At 38.2% G+C, this 15,217-nt stretch carries 15 protein-coding genes; 7 read left to right on the top strand and 8 right to left on the bottom strand.

The window, feature by feature from the left end; translation table 11 throughout:
• Positions 1 to 5: 5 nt before the first annotated feature.
• From LVD15_RS06815 to LVD15_RS06805, 3 genes are read right to left on the bottom strand one after another with little or no spacing between them, the layout of a single operon-like run.
• Positions 6 to 665: a DUF2461 domain-containing protein gene (locus LVD15_RS06815; RefSeq protein WP_233779550.1), complete on the bottom strand. Its 660-nt coding sequence runs from the start codon at positions 663 to 665 to the stop codon at positions 6 to 8.
• A complete protein-coding gene (locus tag LVD15_RS06810; RefSeq protein WP_233779549.1) occupies positions 665 to 1,657 on the bottom strand; it encodes a UDP-glucuronic acid decarboxylase family protein in 993 nt (330 codons plus the stop codon). Before LVD15_RS06810 ends, LVD15_RS06815 begins: the two co-directional genes overlap by 1 nt.
• Entirely contained in the window at positions 1,650 to 2,963 is a 1,314-nt protein-coding gene (locus tag LVD15_RS06805; RefSeq protein WP_233779548.1) for a UDP-glucose dehydrogenase family protein, read from the bottom strand. The genes LVD15_RS06810 and LVD15_RS06805 overlap by 8 nt, the downstream gene beginning before the upstream one ends.
• A 188-nt stretch (positions 2,964 to 3,151) precedes the next feature.
• Here LVD15_RS06805 and LVD15_RS06800 point away from each other — a divergent pair, with 188 nt between their 5' ends.
• From LVD15_RS06800 to LVD15_RS06780, 5 genes are all read left to right on the top strand, one after another.
• Complete coding sequence (locus tag LVD15_RS06800) at positions 3,152 to 4,318, top strand: acyl-CoA dehydrogenase family protein (RefSeq protein WP_305038980.1); 1,167 nt, start codon at positions 3,152 to 3,154, stop codon at positions 4,316 to 4,318.
• An 83-nt stretch (positions 4,319 to 4,401) separates the two neighbouring features.
• Complete coding sequence (gene rpsU, locus LVD15_RS06795) at positions 4,402 to 4,596, top strand: 30S ribosomal protein S21 (RefSeq protein ID WP_202241695.1); 195 nt, start codon at positions 4,402 to 4,404, stop codon at positions 4,594 to 4,596.
• A gap of 68 nt (positions 4,597 to 4,664) precedes the next feature.
• A complete protein-coding gene (locus LVD15_RS06790) occupies positions 4,665 to 5,546 on the top strand; it encodes a tyrosine-type recombinase/integrase (RefSeq protein WP_233779547.1) in 882 nt (293 codons plus the stop codon).
• 30 nt (positions 5,547 to 5,576) lie between these two features.
• Complete coding sequence (gene hpf / locus LVD15_RS06785) at positions 5,577 to 5,873, top strand: ribosome hibernation-promoting factor, HPF/YfiA family (RefSeq protein ID WP_202241699.1); 297 nt, start codon at positions 5,577 to 5,579, stop codon at positions 5,871 to 5,873.
• Between the two features lie 81 nt (positions 5,874 to 5,954).
• Entirely contained in the window at positions 5,955 to 7,049 is a 1,095-nt protein-coding gene (locus LVD15_RS06780) for a mechanosensitive ion channel family protein (RefSeq protein WP_233779546.1), read from the top strand.
• On the opposite strand, the gene metK is transcribed toward LVD15_RS06780, so the two are convergent.
• The 3 genes from metK to LVD15_RS06765 all read right to left on the bottom strand — a co-directional run bounded on the left by metK (position 7,046) and on the right by LVD15_RS06765 (position 9,970).
• A complete protein-coding gene (metK, locus tag LVD15_RS06775) occupies positions 7,046 to 8,299 on the bottom strand; it encodes a methionine adenosyltransferase (RefSeq protein ID WP_233779545.1) in 1,254 nt (417 codons plus the stop codon). The two genes, LVD15_RS06780 and metK, sit on opposite strands and share 4 nt — an antisense overlap.
• 83 nt (positions 8,300 to 8,382) lie before the next feature.
• Positions 8,383 to 9,090: an SAM-dependent methyltransferase gene (locus tag LVD15_RS06770; protein ID WP_233779544.1), complete on the bottom strand. Its 708-nt coding sequence runs from the start codon at positions 9,088 to 9,090 to the stop codon at positions 8,383 to 8,385.
• 10 nt (positions 9,091 to 9,100) lie between these two features.
• Complete coding sequence (locus tag LVD15_RS06765) at positions 9,101 to 9,970, bottom strand: AraC family transcriptional regulator (protein WP_233779543.1); 870 nt, start codon at positions 9,968 to 9,970, stop codon at positions 9,101 to 9,103.
• A 202-nt stretch (positions 9,971 to 10,172) separates the two neighbouring features.
• On the opposite strand from LVD15_RS06765, the gene LVD15_RS06760 reads away from it, so the two are divergent.
• Together LVD15_RS06760 and LVD15_RS06755 are read left to right on the top strand one after the other, a co-directional pair.
• The gene (locus tag LVD15_RS06760) at positions 10,173 to 10,775 is read left to right on the top strand and encodes a T9SS type A sorting domain-containing protein (protein ID WP_233779542.1); all 603 of its coding nucleotides are present in this window, start codon (positions 10,173 to 10,175) and stop codon (positions 10,773 to 10,775) included.
• Positions 10,776 to 10,868: 93 nt separating this feature from the next.
• Positions 10,869 to 11,081 (top strand): DUF2905 domain-containing protein, encoded by a 213-nt coding sequence (locus LVD15_RS06755; protein WP_233779541.1) that lies wholly within the window; start codon positions 10,869 to 10,871, stop codon positions 11,079 to 11,081.
• Positions 11,082 to 11,090: 9 nt separating this feature from the next.
• Here the strand turns inward: LVD15_RS06755 and LVD15_RS06750 are convergent, their stop codons facing one another.
• Together LVD15_RS06750 and LVD15_RS06745 are read right to left on the bottom strand one after the other, a co-directional pair.
• On the bottom strand, positions 11,091 to 11,855 hold the full coding sequence (locus LVD15_RS06750) for an alpha/beta fold hydrolase (RefSeq protein WP_233779540.1): 765 nt from the start codon (positions 11,853 to 11,855) through the stop codon (positions 11,091 to 11,093).
• A gap of 58 nt (positions 11,856 to 11,913) precedes the next feature.
• Complete coding sequence (locus LVD15_RS06745) at positions 11,914 to 15,123, bottom strand: WD40 domain-containing protein (RefSeq protein WP_233779539.1); 3,210 nt, start codon at positions 15,121 to 15,123, stop codon at positions 11,914 to 11,916.
• Positions 15,124 to 15,217: the final 94 nt, after the last annotated feature.

Raw genomic sequence — 15,217 nt, 5'->3', positions numbered from 1 at the left:
CTTGGTTAACTTATGGCTACGTTAAGGTATCTTATAACAGGCTCAACTTGCTGAAATCGTTCTACTACCTGATCTGCTGAAGTCCACTTTTTCACCTCACTATCACTTATCTTCTTAAGCACAATGTAGTTTTTAAGTTTTAGAAGCTCAATATTAGGATGACTTTCATCATATCCTTTTGGTGATCGCTTTAAGCTATCTCCTTGTATAGAGCCAAATTCTTTTTTAAATGAATCATCTAAAATAATATCTTTTAACTCTTCCGGATTATAGTCTATTTCCTGACGAACCTTTGCTAACCTTTCCGCATCAGGAGAATATAAACCGCCAGCTATAAAAGACTGATTACCAGGCTGTATATGTAGGTAGTAGCCTGCAGTGCCACTTTTTTTGCCGCCCTCATTGAGCAGCATACCGAAGTTATTTTTATATGGCCTTTTGTCTTTACTGAAGCGTATATCTCGGTTTATCCTGAAGATGCATTGCTTGGGCTCCAGATCAGATATAGAAGGATCAAAAGAGGATACTTTAAGAATAATTTCACCAACAAAATTAATAAACTCTTCTCTCGCTTCCTGATATGCAGGCTTGTTGGCCTGCATCCAGTCGCGATCGTTGTTTTGATTGAGTTGGGCTAGAAAATTTAATGATTTTTCTAATGCCATTATTTTTTTATGTACCCGTCAAAGGTGTTATGCTCTTTAGTGAAAAGCTCTTCCTCAGTAAGGGTTTTGAAATAGTCATAAGTAATTTTCAGACCTTCAGCTCTGTCTACCTTAGGCTCCCAGCCTAATATTTCCTGAGCTTTAGTAATGTCTGGCTTACGCTGCATAGGATCATCTTTAGGCAGTGGCTGATAGATCACTTTTTGATCAGTGCCAGTAAGCTTAATAATCTCTTCTGCAAACTCACCAATAGTAATTTCATCAGGGTTACCGATGTTTACAGGGTAAGCATAATCAGAAAATAATAAGCGATAAATACCATCAATAAGGTCATCTACATAGCAGAAAGATCTGGTTTGTGATCCATCACCAAAAACAGTAAGATCTTCACCTCTAAGAGCCTGGCCTATAAATGCTGGCAATACACGGCCATCATTCAAGCGCATTCTTGGTCCGTAGGTGTTGAAAATACGCACTATTCTGGTTTCCAGACCATGGTAAGTGTGGTAAGCCATAGTCATGGCTTCCTGAAATCTTTTGGCTTCATCATACACGCCTCTTGGTCCTATAGGGTTTACGTTACCGTAGTAAGCCTCTGTTTGAGGGTGTACCATAGGGTCTCCATATACTTCAGAGGTAGAAGCAATAAGCATCCTTGCTTTTTTAGCTTTAGCCAAACCTAAAAGATTATGCGTACCTAAAGAACCTACTTTTAAGGTCTGGATAGGTATTTTAAGATAGTCAATAGGGCTGGCAGGAGATGCGAAATGCAGAATGTAGTCTAAGTCGCCCGAAACATGAACGAAGTTAGATACATCATGATGATGAAATTCAAAATCCTTATCCGCAAATAAGTGCTCTATGTTCTTTAGGTTACCCGTGATCAGGTTGTCCATTCCGATGACATAAAAGCCTTCTTTCATGAACCTGTCACAAAGGTGGGAGCCCAGAAATCCTGCTGCTCCCGTTATTAGTACTCTTTTTTTATCCATTGATAGTCTCTCTTCCTATGCTTACGTAAGTGAATCCTAAATCTTTCATTTCTTCACGTGAGTAAAGATTTCTTCCATCAAAAATTACTTTGTTAGTAAGAAGTTTACCTACCTTATCAAAGTCAGGTGTTCTGAATACAGGCCACTCAGTAGCTATTAACAAGGCATCAGCTCCGTTAATGGCAGAATAAGCATCATGGCAATAAGTGATCTTCTCACCTATCTGTCCTTGCACATTTTCCATGCCTTCAGGATCATAAGCTTTTACATGTGCACCAGCTTCTAGTAATTTTTCGATATTGTATAATGAAGGAGCTTCACGGATGTCATCAGTATAAGGCTTAAATGAAAGTCCCCAAAGACCGATAGTTTTTCCTTTTAGATCACCACCAAAATATTCCTTGATTTTAGGGATAAGTTTGGTTTTTTGATCTTCGTTAACATCCATTACTGATTTTAGTATGCGGAAGTTATAGTTTACTTCCTGAGCAGATTTAGCTAAGGCTTGTACATCTTTAGGGAAACATGAACCACCATAACCAATACCAGCAAATAAGAAACGCTTACCAATTCTGGTATCTGTGCCTACTCCTTTTCTCACGGCATCAACATCTGCACCAAGTAATTCGCACATGTTTGCGATTTCGTTCATGAAGGTGATTTTGGTAGCCAAGAATGAGTTAGCAGCATATTTAGTTAACTCAGCTGACTTCTCATCCATGAAAATGATAGGATTACCCTGACGAACCAAAGGAGCATATAAGGTGTCCATTAGTTTTTTAGCTTTTTCAGAAGTAGTACCTATTACCACTCTATCAGGCTTCATGAAATCATCTACAGCTACACCCTCTCTTAAGAATTCAGGGTTAGAAACTACATCGAAATCAACCTTAGCATTTTCTTTAATAGCAGCATTTACTTTATCTGCAGTACCTACAGGTACAGTACTTTTGTCTACAATTACTGCGTAGTCTTTAAGTATTGGACCTAAGTCAGAAGCTACAGTAAGCACATATTTTAAGTCAGCAGAACCATCTTCTCCAGGAGGTGTAGGCAGAGCTAAGAATATGATTTTTGCGCCTTCCACTCCTTCTGCAAGATTAGTAGTGAAGTTTAAGCGGCCTTGTTCCAGGTTTCTTTGGAAAATTACTTCCAAGCCTGGTTCGTAGATGGTGATTTTGCCGTTTTTAAGACTATTTACTTTTTTTTCGTCGATGTCTATACATGTTACATCATTTCCGGTTTCTGCAAAGCAAGTTCCGGTAACTAACCCGACATAGCCTGTGCCGACTACTGCTATTTTCATATTGTTAAGTGTTTAGATTCTACTAGTTCGTAAAAATAAATTTTAAATTAAATAAATCCACACGATAAAATGTTTTAATAAAACGTTAATTTTTTTATCCAAACTAACATTCGTTTGGTTGATTCATTAGAAATATTATATTTGTTATTATGACTTAAAACGATTGAAATAACATAAGAGACAGATTTATGGTAACAGCAGAAATTTCCCCGACTATTAATATGGAGCAAACTGAGAATCAAAAAATGATTGCGGAGATGATTCGAGATTTTGGTGAGCGAGAGATAAAACCATTTATGATGGATTGGGATGAGAAACAAGAATTTCCTGTGGAGCTGTTTAAAAAACTAGGCGGCTTGGGGCTAATGGGTGTACTGGTACCTCAGGAATATGGGGGTGCTGGCTTCGGTTATCATGAATATGTAACTGCTATTTTAGAGCTGGCAAGAATAGATGGTTCTATAGGGCTCTCTATGGCAGCACATAATTCTTTATGCACGGGCCATATTTTACAGTTTGCCAGCGAAGATCAAAAACAAATGTATCTGCCTAAACTGGCTACATGCGAATGGATTGGCGCCTGGGGGCTTACTGAGCCCAATACAGGATCTGATGCGGCTAATATGCGTACTGTGGCAAAAGAAGATGGTGACTTTTTTGTGCTTAATGGGGCTAAGAATTTTATTACTCATGGTAAATCTGGTAACGTAGCGGTGGTTATAGCAAGAACCGGAGAGGTGGGAGATTCTCATGGAATGACTGCTTTCATTATAGAAAAAGGAACTCCGGGATTTTCTGCTGGCAGGAAGGAAAATAAGCTAGGCATGAGAGCTTCTGAAACCACCGAACTCATTTTTCAGGACTGTAAAGTGCCTAAGGCCACTGTTATAGGTAAAGTGGGAGATGGTTTTATTCAGGCTATGAAGGTGCTCGACGGGGGCCGAATAAGTATAGCGGCGCTTAGTTTAGGTATAGCACAAGGAGCTTTAGATGTGTCAATAGACTATGCAAAGGAAAGGCAGCAATTTAATAAACCTATAGCCAATTATCAGGGAATATCCTTTAAGCTGGCCGATATGGCTACCAAGTTAGAAGCGGCCAAGCTTCTGACCTTTCAGGCGGCAGACTTAAAAAATAAGGGCAAAGAGGTGAAAAAGGAATCTGCCATGGCTAAATATTATGCCTCAGAAGTGGCGGTAGAAAATGCTACTGATGCGGTACAGATCTTTGGCGGATATGGCTATACTAAAGACTATCCTGCAGAAAAGTATTACAGAGATTCTAAGCTATGCACAATAGGTGAAGGCACTTCGGAGATACAAAAGCTGGTGATTTCAAGAGCTATTTTAAAATAAAACTAATGGTTAATGACTCATCTCTTTGATAATTCATATTTCATAGCTAAGTTTGCACTTCATTTGAAAGGAGGTGTAATAAAATGATCGTAGTAAACGTAAAAGAGAACGAATCAATAGAGAAAGCTCTTAAAAGATTCAAAAAGAAATTCGAAAAAACTGGAGTTCTTAAAGAATTAAGAGGTAGAACTTTCTATGAAAAACCTTCTGTACAGAGAAGAACAGAAATTATTAAAGCAAAATACAGACAGAAAAAATACGCCGAAGAAAATTATTAATCGGTTATTTTTTTAAGTCCCAAATCATTAAATTAGTACTACCCCCAAATAGGGTAGTACTTTTTTTTATGCGGGAAAAATTCCTAAAATACCTACAATACGAAAAGCGTTACAGCAAACACACCGTTGCTTCATACAGTCATGATCTGGAGCAATTGGAAGATTTCGTTCATACTAATTTTCCGGATCAGGAGTTAGTATCAGTTAATCACAATATATTAAGAACCTGGATACTTGATTTAGTAGATCAAGGGCTGGAGCCTCGTTCTGTAAACAGAAAAATTGCCTGCCTAAGATCTTTCTATAAATTTCTGCTTAAGTCAGAGGTTATAGAAAAAGATCCTACTACTAAACTTAGGGTTTTAAAGACAAGTAAGAAATTGCCTCAGTTTGTTCAGGAAAATGAGATGATGAAGCTGCTGGACAATTTTGAGTTTGGTGCTAATTTCCCTGAGAAGAGAGATCAGCTAATCCTGGAGTTGCTTTATGGCACAGGCATTAGGCTGTCAGAACTTATTTCTTTAAAGGTTTCCGATGTTAATCAGGCAGACCGCACATTAAAAGTTTTAGGTAAGAGAAATAAAGAGAGAGTATTGCCGTATTCTGTTTCACTTAGTAAAACCCTGAGTGAATATTTGACATTGAAAAATAAGCACGATTTTATAAAAGATAGTGAAAGACTGATCGTTACTGATGCAGGAGAAAACTGCTATCCAATGATGATCTATCGTACTGTAAAAAAATATTTAAATCTATTTACTACAATAGAAAAACGTAGTCCACATGTGTTGCGTCACACATTTGCTACACACCTCCTCAACAAGGGAGCGGAACTTAATGCGGTAAAAGATCTGCTAGGTCATACTAGCTTGGCCGCTACGCAGGTTTATACCCACAATTCATTGGATAAATTAAAGGCTGTTTTCGAACAGGCGCATCCAAAAGCTTAAATTTTTTATAACCTTTTAAACTTTAAGATTATGAAGTTACAAATGCACTCAATCCACTTCGATGCCGATCAAAAGCTGATCGATTTCGTCCAAAAGAAAGTAGATAAGTTGGAGACATTTTACGATAGGGTGATTGATGGAGAAGTGTTTTTTAGGTTAAACAACTCTGGAGTTGAAAACAAAACCGTAGAAATAAAACTAAATATACCAGGGAATCAGCTTTTTGCTAAAGAAGATGCGAAAAGTTTTGAGGAGGCCACTGACCTGGCTACTGAAGCATTAAGAAGACAACTCAGAAAATTTAAGGTTAAACAAATGGCGCATTAAGGCGTTAATTTTTAATAAATTTCAAAAAGGGGTTCAGAAATGATCCCCTTTTTTTATTTTATTGCCTAAAAACCGTTTACTATGGATCTTAAAACACTTATGGAGGCTCATCCGATTATCAGTGCTATATGCATATTTATTCTGGCTTTTTTGTTTACACTGATTGGTCGGTCCATTATGTTTAAAGTGCTAAAGCACTATACCCGAACTCAGGATCGAATTTTATTTGGGTCTTTGAAAAGGCGGTTGCAAGGTTCTCTGTTTTTGTTTTTTCCCTGCATAGTGCTTCATATTGCCATTGGTTATCTCTACCTGGATCCGCAATATGTGGGCATTACCAAGAAGATATTAGAGGTAGTGATTATTATTTCTATAGCCATTATCCTCATTAGGCTCATAGGAGTGGTAGAAGATGTGCTTTTTGCCAAATATGACATGTCTAAAGCGGATAACCTAAAAGCCAGGAAAGCCAGAACTCAGATTATTTACGTAAAAAAAATGGCTATGGTGGTGGTGGCGGTAATAGCGGTAGCAGTAATTTTACTCAGCTTTGATAGCGTTAGAAAATATGGAGCCACTATTCTTACTGGTGCAGGGGTGGCTGGTATTATCATCGGTTTTGCCTTACAAAAAACACTTGCTAATTTATTTGCCGGTATACAGATTGCCTTTACTCAGCCTATAAAAATAGATGATGCCGTGGTGCTTGAAAACGAGTGGGGCTGGATAGAGGAAATTAATCTTACTTATGTGGTGGTGCGTATTTGGGATATGCGAAGATTAGTATTGCCTATTACTTATTTTACGGAAACACCCTTTCAAAACTGGACACGAACTACAGCACAGATTTTAGGAACAGTATTTTTATATGTTGACTATACCTTGCCATTGGATCCTTTAAGAAAACATTTTGAAGAAGTGCTGGCCGGAACGGATCTTTGGGATAAAGATGCCAAAGCTTTTCAGATTACAGATACCAGTGAACGCACTATGACCGTAAGGTTGCTAATGACTGCTAAAAACTCCCCTACGGCTTTTGATCTAAGGTGTCATGTGAGGGAGCATATGATAGATTTTATACAAAAAAATTATCCTCAATGCTTACCACAAACCAGAGCTGTGCTGGGTGGAGATAACATTGAGGATTTAAAAAGGGAAAAGACATTTGACCATTAAAGGCCAAATGCTTCTTTTACTTTATCTACAAAGTCTAGTTTTTCCCAAGGGAACAACTCTACTTCTTTTGTGATTTCTGTACCATTAGCAGCTACAAAGGTTTTTGTAACTACTTTGTTTTCACGACCCATGTGGCCATAAGCAGCCGTTTCTGAGTAAATAGGGTTACGGAGCTTAAGTCTTGTTTCTATGGCATAAGGTCTCATGTCAAAGATCTCTTCTACTTTCTTAGCTATTTCGCCATCAGTGAGGTCTACTTTAGATGAACCATAAGTATTGATGAAAATTCCCATAGGTTCTACTACGCCAATAGCATAAGAAACCTGCACTAATACTTCATCAGCTACTCCTGCTGCTACCAGGTTTTTAGCGATGTGTCTGGTGGCATAAGCCGCAGATCGATCTACTTTTGAAGGATCTTTACCTGAAAAAGCCCCACCACCATGAGCGCCTTTGCCTCCGTAAGTATCTACAATGATTTTTCTGCCAGTAAGACCAGTGTCACCATGAGGACCGCCTATTACAAACTTTCCGGTAGGGTTGATATGGTATTTGATATCATCATTAAATAATTTTTGAATCTCTGGCTTCAGCTGTGCTTTCACTTTAGGGATCAAAATATTAATGATATCCTCACGGATTTTTGCCAGCATCTTTTCTTCTGTATCAAAGTCATCATGCTGAGTAGACAATACTATGGCTACTATTCTCTGAGGAACATTATCGTCAGAGTATTCAATAGTTACCTGACTTTTAGCGTCCGGTCTCAAATAGCTTATTTCGTTGCCCTCTCTTCTTAAAACAGCAAGTTCTTTAAGCATCTTGTGAGATAGATCAAGCGCTAAAGGCATATAATCATCGGTTTCGCTGGTAGCGTAGCCAAACATCATACCCTGATCTCCTGCTCCCTGTTCTTCAGGATTGCCTCTGTCAACTCCCTGGTTAATGTCAGGAGACTGCTCATGAATAGCTGAAATAACACCACAAGAGTTGCCATCAAACATATATTCGCCTTTAGTATAGCCAATTTGATTGATGACATTTCGAGCTATTTGCTGTACATCAAGGTAAGCTTCAGATTTTACCTCACCGCTAAGTACGGTAAGTCCGGTAGTTACCAGTGTTTCGCAGGCTACTTTAGAGTTAGCATCAAAAGCAAGAAAATTATCTATTAGTGCATCAGAGATTTGATCTGCTATTTTATCAGGATGTCCCTCTGAAACCGATTCGGAAGTAAATAAGTAGGGCATTCGTTATCTATAATTGTTTGGGTTTAAAGTCGTGCTAAATTACCTGAATTTAAAGTAAAAAAAAATCCTATTAATTGCTCAGATTACGAAGAAAATAAAATAAATACAGTAGGTACTTTGTGTAACTCTACTTTCTGTTTTTTCCACTCTGAGGCGGTTTGGCTTTTTATAAACTCTTCCGTTCCTGAAACATCTTTGGCTACACATATTTGAGTAGAAGGGCTGCAGGTTTTTACCAGGGTTTCCAGCATCTGATTGTTTCTATAAGGAGCCTCAATAAATATTTGAGTTTGCAAATGCTTACGCGATTCCGTTTCCAGCTGTCTGATAGCGGTTTCCAGCTCCTTCTTTTTTATAGGCAGGTAGCCATGAAAGGCAAATTTCTGCCCACTAAAACCGGAAGCCATTAAGGCCAGGAAAATAGAGGATGGCCCCACTAAAGGAACAACCCTGATATTTTTTTTATGCGCATAGGCTACTGCTCTAGAACCCGGGTCAGCTATACCCGGACAGCCAGACTCTGATATAACCCCTACATTTTTACCACTAAGAAGGGGCTTAAGAATTTTTTCTACAGCAGTGTCATTCGTCTTTTTGTCCAAAACTTCAAACTGCAGGTCTTCAATAGTAAGTCCTAGTTTAAGGCTACTTATAAATCGCCTGGCCGTTCTTATATTTTCTACAGCAAAGTATTCTGTGTGTTTTATTACTTGCCTTACTTGTTCGGGTATTACGTCAGTTTGGTTTTCTGAAATACTTGAGGGTATCAAGTATAAAATGCCATTTGCCATTTATCGGAAATTAATTCAATACTTTTTTTAATTCGCTTCTGTATTTAGAAGGGCTTTTTCCTGTAAAGGCTTTAAACTGCTTATTGAAATGCGAAAAGTTATTGAATCCACATTCGAAAGATATTTCTGTAATACTGGTATGGCTTTCTGAAAGCAATTTAGAGGCATGTACCAATCTGTACTCATTTACAAACTGAGTAAAAGTTTTGCCGGATATTTTTTTAAAGTACCTACAAAAAGCAGGAACGGTCATGCTCACTTTATCTGATATTTCTTCCAGACTTATGGCTCTTTGGAAATTTTGTCTCACATATTGATATACAGAATTGATCCTTTCATTATCCTGAGGTTCTATTTCCATAGCATAGCCATCTACATTAAGAACAGTGTATTCTTCTGAAATGGCGAGTTCTTTCAAAATGCCTAGCAGGCTAACAATTCTTTCCAGAGGTTCCAGGTTTACCAGGTTTTCTATTTTTTCACCTGTTTGCTCTTTAGTGTCACCATGGAATACTATTCCTCTTTTAGAGCGTTCTATTAACTTTTTAATTACAGACATTTCTGGCAAATCAAAAAAGCCAGGGCCCAAAAAATCCTCTCTCATTTGGATAATGGTTTCTGAGCTGTTGGCCGTAAGCCTGTCAGTAAATCCAAAGTGTGGTAAATTAGCACCTATAAATATCAAATCTCCATTGCTAAAATAGGACATCTGATTACCTATATGTCTTTTACCACTACCTCCTTTTACATATGCAATTTCCATTTCTGGGTGTATATGCCAGTATGGTAGCTTATTTCTGCACGGATCTGCGTATCTTTTCACATGAAATGATGTTCCAAACGCAGGGTTAATCTTTTCTATTCTAGGTTTTTTTGCCATCTCCAAGACCCTTTAAAAATCACGCTTTAATAGCGCAAATATATAAAATTAACCCCCTTATATGCAATATTAACCAGGTGTAATATGTTAACTTTATATGAAGTTAATTTAGCACATAAAGTTGTAAATCGGGTAGTAGTGAACCGTCATTTTTACGTCTATGTTTGTAAAAGATTTATTTGCAAACAAAACGCAATAAGAGATGAAACAACTTATTAAAAACAGCCTACTAGTGATCTTGTTTTCAACATCACTACTTTCGTTTGCCTTCGGTGCTTCTCCATATGTAAAGGTAAAGAGATATGATGCGAAGAAATTTGTAGTCATAGTAAAATCTGCTAATCCTACTGATCTGCAGATTTCATTAAGAGACAGAAATGACTATGAACTTTACAGTGAGAGACATGCCGATGTAAAAGACGGTTACGCCAAAAAGTTCGATGTAGCCGATTTGCCTGATGGTAACTATTTTCTTGAAATTGAAAATGCTCAGAAAATAGATGTTTATTCATTAGAGATAGCTCAAGGGGAGTTAAGCATAGAGAACGAGAATAGAGTAGCTATCTTCAAACCTCAGGTATTCCAAAAAGGAAACCAGGTGGACATAGCAATGCTAAAGTACTTAAACGTACCAATGAAGTTTAGCATTCTTAACAACACCAACGACATTATCTATGAAGACACTTTGGCTGATAGCCAATCTGTTAACAAAAGATATGATATGTCGAAGCTTGATCCAGGTATTTACACTTTGAAATTTAACCTGGCAGGCAGATTATTTACGAAATCAATTGATATACAATAACAGTAGTAGCGTTTATTCATGAGGGAAAGACCGTCTCGAAAGAGGCGGTTTTTTTATTTTGTGCTTTTGCTAATTGTTTATCAATTTTAAGGTATGGGAAAAGTGCTGATCATTATAGGAGTGGTTCTTATTATAATAGGTATAATACTCCACTTCGAAATAAAAATACCTTTATTAGGAAAGCTCCCTGGTGATATTAACATCAAAAGGGAAAACTTTCGATTTTACTTTCCTGTAATGACCAGCATAATATTAAGTGTGCTGTTATCATTAATTATTTACATTATCCAGAAGTTAAAAGGGTAATGTTTTTCTTTATCTGAGGAAATCCAGAATAAGCTCTATCACTTCCTTACTTTTTTCTGCATGTACCCAGTGGCCAGCGCCTGCTATGGTTTTTACTTCAGCGTTAGGAAATAGCTGAGTGATAAGGATAATATCGCTATCTTTTACATAGTCTGATTTACCACCTCTGATAAACAAAACTTCTTTCTCGATAGCAAGTCTATCTTCCTGGCCTTCTCCAATGGCTTCTATATTTTTATCTATTACCTCCAGATTAAGCTTCCACTTATAGCCACCGCTGTCATTCCTGGCAAGGTTTTTTAGTAGAAATTGTCTGGTGCCTAAGTCAGGAACATGCTCAGCCAGTTGCTTATCCGCATCTCCCCTAGATTTAATGGCATCTAGATCAATTGATTTTAATCCTGCCAATATTTTATCATGATGTACAGGGTAAGCCTTTGGCGCAATATCTACCACTATCATTTTTTCCCATTCATCAGAATAGTTAACAGAAAATTTCATAGCCGCTTTTCCACCCATGGAGTGGCCTAAGATAAATGGCTTATCAAGCTCATGCTTCTCTATAAACTCATGCAGATCATCGGCCATAGCCTGGTAAGAGAACTCATCGATGTGGGGTGAATCTCCATGATTCCTTTGATCTAATAAATATACTTTAAAGTGATGTTCTGCTAGTTCTTTAGCTATAGTGAGCCAGTTATCTGCTGATCCGAATACGCCGTGTAGTATAATTAGAGGCTTTCCCTCTCCTATTACTTTATAATTTAATTCCATAATAACTATTAGGTTCTACTTTGCTAAGTTAACGTTTATGCTAAGCAATAGTCACTAATTAATCTATAACTATGGGAAAATCATGGCCATGGGAGAATGAATGAGGAAACTGCATTTTACCTTTATATTTTCTAGAATACTCTGGCACCTGATCTTCTAAAAAGGATTTGAGTTCATAAACGGTTATTTTTCCATCTTTTGGGGCGCCGTCAGCAGCTCCATCAAGTGCTTTTAGTAGCACATAAGTGAAAATTCCATGACCTAGTTCTTTAAACTCCACAGCTGCCTGATCGCTACCCGCTGATGCGAGTACGTGGGTACCCGTGCTTCTGGATAGCTGAGCCAATGCCTTTTCCTCTTCAGAACCACGGTCAGCCAATACTTCTACGCCGCTACCTGACTGGCAGGCGTCAATAAAAAGAACCTGTTTTAAAGCGGCAATGGCTTTTAGCTTACTTTGAATTTCCTGGGCATTGATAGCATCCTTAACCAGTTTATCTTTATGATATAGCTTTATGTTATCAGATGGTATAAAGTAAAATTCTGAATCTGACATGCTGCCGTGGCCTGCATAATAAAAAAACAATACATCCTGAGGTTTAGCCCGTTTAGCCAAAAGGTCTAGTGTAGCCAGTATTTTTTCGCGAGAAGCGTCTTCATCTATCAGTGAGATGGCTTCTATTCGCTCAAAAAGCTTTTTTGATTTATGGGAAATAATGTCGGAAAACCCAGAAGCATCGGCCACCGCATAGTTGAGATTAAGATCGGTGTTTTTATATTTATTGATACCTATAGACAACATGTAAAGCGTGGAAGTAAGGCGCCCTTCCATCTGTATGCTTACCTTTTGGGCGTCTGATTGTACCCTGCCTTCGCTAAAAGCTATGGCAGAAATTTCATTTTTTCCTGGCACCAAGTCTATCTCCTGATTAATAACTATGGTTTTGCCTTTCTCAACCTGATTATCAATGGGTATAGCTTTGCCATTGTTCATGAGTGTAATTTCATCTATGCCTCCACCCTGATCAATAATGCGCATGAGTACAGAGGCTTTGCCTGATTTAAAGGTTTCTCCCTGATGAGGAGTAAGTATCTCTATTTTAGGAGGAGGAGACTTTTTGATCTGCTCATTGATGTGTAAATGATTTTTAGATGACTTGTTGAACACTTTTTCCAACAAATCTGGCTGATAGTATTTTTCAAAAAACTGACTGGCACTGTAGCTTTTCATACCATCTACAAAAGCTACTTTGTCAAAGGCATCTGGCGTGCCATTAAAGTAGCCTTTCGGGCTGATTACCATCCAGTCTTTGCCATTTAAAATGATGTATGTTATTACCTCTTGACCGTTTTCAGGATCCCAAATTTTAATCATACCATCTTCACTGGAGCTGATGAGGTAGTCATTATCCTTAGTAAAAGAAAGGTTGGTGACGGCTGCCTGGTGCCCTTTTAAGGTTTTGATTACTTTTTGGGTTGAAGGATCAATAATGCGGATGGATCTATCACTTCCGCCGACAGCTAAGAGGCTGCCATTATCATTATAACTAACCGAATAAAGAGGCACTTTAAAATTGAGTCTCCACTCTTGCAATCCGGTAGTTACATTCCAAACCTTCACCATGCCATCCCAAGATACAGAGGCTATATTTTGTTTGTCTGGAGTAACAGAGAAGGAGCTAATAATATCAGTGTGGCCTATAAATTCTCGGGCAGGTGTGTCAGAATCTAATTCATATAAGCTTAATTTTTGATCAAGACTAGCTACTATAGCATACAGGTCTGATTGAAAGAAATCTATTTTATAAGGAGACGCCTGGCTAAAGCTGTAGCTTTTGAGAAGCTCTCCGCTGTTTAAATCCCATCTTTTGGCGGTGCCGTCCCAGCTTCCGCTTATTATTTGGCCGATTTCCTGATCTACATTGAGTGAAAATATCACATCTCTATGGCCTTCTAATACCTTTAGCTGCTCGCCGCTAGCTACATCCCAGATTCTAATGGTACGGTCAGCACTGCCAGTAATGAGTTGTTGGCCATCTTCAGTAAATGCCAGCGTTAATATTGCTTTTTCATGACCAATGAACTCGCGTATAAGGGTGCCTGATTTTATGTCCCATAATCTTACTACATTACCTATTTTTCCTTTGGCCAGGTAATTCCCGTCAGGAGAAATGGCAAAATCATTTTTGAGGTCAGTGTATTTTTTTATGTAATAGTCCCATCTGGAATTAGGGTCGTAGTCTAGGCCTCCTTTATCCTGATTGACCAGGTATCCCCCCATTTTTTTGATTAGCAGACCAGTGAGTGCATCATATACATTAATGCTCTGGTCATCGCTTACCACTATAACATGCTCGCCATCTGGACTGAAGACAGCATCAGTGGCAGGTTCCTTATAATTAAGAGGGATAGCATACAGAAGTGTTTTTTGAGGCCAACGATATACTTTTAATGAATCTTCACCCAAAGCTAAAATGGCACTATTGTCGAAATTTATGTCTACACCTTCATAATGAGGCAGGTTAGTATTAATGATAAAACCTTCATTAGTCTCCAAGGATTGTATTTGGATAGGGCCTCTGTTGGGAGCCATAAGCAGCAGCTTTCCGTCAGAGCTGTACTGAACTTTGGTAGCACAGCCCGCACAGCTGTGATCTTGTGGCTGGTTTTCTCCCAGTTGTTCTCCGCTTTCGACATCAAATATAGTAGTGGTATTGTTATCATTACCTATAGCCAGGTATTTGCCATTTTTACTAAAAGCGGCAGAAATACCATAGCCCATACTGTGGTCAGAGTCGGTTCTGAAACTTCTGATGGTATCTCCTGATTGTAGGTTCCATATATAACCTTTCCATGAGTATCCGCCTGTGAAAAGCAGCTGATCATCATTACTTATGGCCACTTTGTTGAGCTGGGTTTTGGGTGTTTCATAAGAGCGAATAATTTTGCCGGAAACTATTTCCCATAATTTGGCGGTTCCGTCTTCACTACCACTAATGAAATGGAGCGCATCAGAGGTGATTTCCAGATCTCTTACAGGAGCAGTATGTCCAAAATAAGTTCTTATCTCACGACCCGATTCAAAATCCCAGAGTTTAATGGTATTGTCTTTACTGCCTGTGAGCAGGTATTTTCCGTTTGGGGTGATGGCTACTGATTTGATAGGCCCATAATGGCCTCTTTGAACTACAGTCTCCAGCTTTTGTGCCCTGCCTAAAAAAGGAGAACAAAGCAGGCAGCTGATGATTAAAAGTAAGTAAAATCTCACTGGCTTATTCTTGTTTCTAAGTTTGAAGTTAGGAATTTGTTTTGGAAATGTTTTTGCTAAAATCCTTATATTTAGATTTATAATTAAATAGCTT

Origin of the sequence: Fulvivirga maritima (assembly GCF_021389955.1) — a bacterium.
GTDB lineage: Bacteria > Bacteroidota > Bacteroidia > Cytophagales > Cyclobacteriaceae > Fulvivirga > Fulvivirga maritima.
The sequence above is the reverse complement of the archived record's forward strand: the minus strand, read 5'-3'. Positions and strand labels throughout refer to the sequence as shown.